At 71.9% G+C, this 2644-nt stretch carries 3 protein-coding genes and 1 pseudogene; 1 reads left to right on the top strand and 3 read right to left on the bottom strand.

Going from position 1 to position 2644, the window contains the following annotated elements; all coding sequences use genetic code 11:
- On the bottom strand, window positions 1–852 hold an 852-nt coding region (gene rarD / locus ACFV0Q_RS40655), incomplete at its 3' end, for an EamA family transporter RarD (protein ID WP_385013027.1).
- Window positions 853–985: 133 nt separating this feature from the next.
- Entirely contained in the window at window positions 986–1840 is an 855-nt protein-coding gene (locus ACFV0Q_RS40660) for an SDR family oxidoreductase (protein ID WP_385013029.1), read from the bottom strand.
- A gap of 98 nt (window positions 1841–1938) precedes the next feature.
- Between ACFV0Q_RS40660 and ACFV0Q_RS40665 the strand changes: the two genes are divergently transcribed.
- On the top strand, window positions 1939–2301 hold the full coding sequence (locus ACFV0Q_RS40665) for a helix-turn-helix domain-containing protein (protein ID WP_356220527.1): 363 nt from the start codon (window positions 1939–1941) through the stop codon (window positions 2299–2301).
- A 34-nt stretch (window positions 2302–2335) separates the two neighbouring features.
- Here ACFV0Q_RS40665 and ACFV0Q_RS40670 read toward each other — a convergent pair.
- Window positions 2336–2644: pseudogene (locus tag ACFV0Q_RS40670) on the bottom strand (2-oxoacid:ferredoxin oxidoreductase subunit beta); the annotation flags it as partial.

A 2644-nucleotide genomic window follows, 5' to 3' on the forward strand; every position in this document is an offset into this window, starting at 1 on the left:
CAGCAGCACCAGCGCGACCCAGACCAGGGAGAAGCCGACCCAGCGCTCCGGCGGCATGGCCTCGTGGAAGTACAGGACCCCGAGCCCGAACTGGAACACCGGCGCCAGGTACTGCAGCAGCCCCAGCGTGGACAGCGGCACCCGGATCGCGGCCGCCCCGAAACAGACCAGCGGGATCGCCGTGACCAGCCCGGTCGAGGCGAGCAGCGCGGAGTGCCCCAGCCCCTGTGAGGCGAAGGTCGACTGCCCCTCCGCCCCGAGCCACAGCAGGTAGCCGAGGGCGGGCAGGAACAGGACCGCCGTCTCGGCGGTCAGCGACTCCAGACCGCCCATGCCGAGCTTCTTCTTGATCAGCCCGTACGCGGCGAACGAGAAGGCCAGCGTCAGCGAGATCCACGGCGGCCGCCCGTACCCGACGGCCAGCACCAGCACGGCGGCCAGGCTGATGCCGACGGCCGCCCACTGCGCGCGCCGCAGCCGCTCGCCCAGCACCAGCACGCCGAGCGCGATCGTGACCAGCGGGTTGATGAAGTAGCCGAGGCTGGCCTCGACGACCTGTCCGTTGTTGACCGCCCAGATGTACAGGCCCCAGTTGACGCTGATCACGGTCGCCGCGAGCGCGGTCAGGGCGAGCTTGCGCGGCTGGCGCAGCAGCTCCCCCAGCCACTTCCAGCGGCGCAGTGCCAGGAGCGCGACCCCGACCACGGCCAGCGACCACACCATGCGGTGGGCGAGGATCTCGATCGCCCCGGAGGGCTTGAGGAGCGGCCAGAAGAGGGGGACCAGCCCCCACATCCCGTACGCGCCGAATCCGTAGAGCAAACCCGTGCGCTGCTCGTTCTCCGCCTTCACGGGCCCTCCAGTGCGACTTCCGGCCAATCTCACAACCTCACGAAGGTAGCGCCGCGAGGAGCCGCTGTCATGCCCGTTCGGCGAGATGCTCATGACATTCGCGTGGTGGCCGGGGTGGGAGGGGGCGGGTCGCTCAGGCCAGGGCGTCCGTGATGGCCCGGGCCACCGGGGTCGTCGGCCGCCCGATCAGGCGGGCCAGGTCCCCGCTGGTGCCGGCCAGCCGGCCGCGCGAGATCGCCGCGTCCACGTCGACCAGGATCGCCGCGAAGCCCTCGGGCACCCCGGCGCCGGTCAGTGCCGTCAGGTGCGCGTCCGCCGGCAGGGCCGCGTACGCGACCTCGCGCCCGGACTGGCGCGCCACCTCGTCGGCGTACTCGGCCAGGCTCCAGGCCGTGTCGCCGGAGAGCTCGTAGACCCGGTTCAGGTGGCCCTCGCCGGTCAGCACCGCCGCGGCCGCCGCCGCGTAGTCGGCCCGGGCCGCCGAGGCGATCCGGCCCTCGCCGGCGCTGCCGAGGACGGCGCCGTGCTCCAGGACCACGGGCAGCTGGGCGGTGTAGTTCTCGTGGTACCAGCCGTTGCGCAGGAAGGTGTAGGGCAGGCCGGAGTCCAGGACGGCCTGCTCGGTGACCTTGTGCTCGGCGGCCAGCTCGAAGTCCGCCTCGGGCCCGCCGAGGATGCCGGTGTAGGCCAGCTGGGCCACTCCGGCCTCCGCCGCCGCCTTGATCACGGCGGTGTGCTGCGGGACGCGCCGGCCGACCTCGCTGCCGGAGATCAGCAGGACGCGGTCGCCGGCCCGGAAGGCGCCGGCCAGGCTCGCCGGGTCGTCGTAGTCGGCGACCCGTACCTCGATGCCGCGCGCGGCCAGGTCGGCGGCCTTCTCCTGGTTCCGTACGACGACGGCCAGCTGCTCGGCGGGGACCTTCGCCAGCAGTTCCTCGACGACGAGGCGGCCGAGGGATCCGGTGGCTGCGGTGACGACGATGCTCATGACGGCTCACGCTCCTGTGTGGTCTCGTGCGGTGACGACACCAGCCTACGGATAGCGCTAACTATCCGTAAGTACCCACTTCAAAGTAAGGTACTGGTATGGAAGTAAGTGTCAAAGCCCCGATGTGCCCTTCGCGCGGGATCCTGGAACACGTGACCAGCCGCTGGGGCGTCCTGGTGCTCGCCGCCCTATTCGAGCGCTCGTACCGGTTCAGCGAACTGCGCCGCGAGGTCGGCGGGGTCAGCGAGAAGATGCTCGCCCAGACCCTCCAGACCCTGGAGCGCGACGGATTCGTCCTGCGCCACGCGCGCCCGGTGATCCCGCCGCACGTGGACTACTCGCTGACGGACCTCGGCCGCGAAGCCGCCGAACAGGTGTGGGCGCTGGCCCGCTGGACGGAACGGCGCACCGGCGAGGTCGAGCGGGCCCGGGTCGCGTACGACGAAGCCCGGACCCCGTAGCGGGATCCGGGCTTCCGTACGACGGGGCGGTCGGCTAGCCGACGACCGTCCAGGTGTCGTTGCCCGCGAGCAGGCCGGCGAGGTCTCCCTTGCCCTTCTGGTCGATGGCGGTGTCGAGCTGGTCGGCCATGAGGGTGTCGTAGACGGGCCGGGTGGTGTCGCGGAAGACGCCGATGGGGGTGTGGTGGAGGGTGTGCGGGTCGGCGAGGCGGGAGAGCGCGAACGCGGTGGTGGGGGTGGCGGCGTGGGCGTCGTGGACCAGCACCCGCGCCTCGTTGTCGGGGGTCACGGTCACGACTTCGAGGTCTCCGGTGCGGGGGTCGCGGACGACGCCCTTGGCGGC

The sequence above is a fragment of the Streptomyces sp. NPDC059564 genome (genome assembly GCF_042735575.1).
In the GTDB taxonomy this organism is placed as follows: Bacteria; Actinomycetota; Actinomycetes; order Streptomycetales; family Streptomycetaceae; genus Streptomyces.

Coding starts and splice junctions, on each gene's coding strand:
- ACFV0Q_RS40660 (WP_385013029.1), bottom strand. CDS start 1,840: ATGAGCATCGTCGTCACCGCAGCCACCGGATCCCTCGGCCGCCTCGTC.
- ACFV0Q_RS40665 (WP_356220527.1), top strand. CDS start 1,939: ATGGAAGTAAGTGTCAAAGCCCCGATGTGCCCTTCGCGCGGGATCCTG.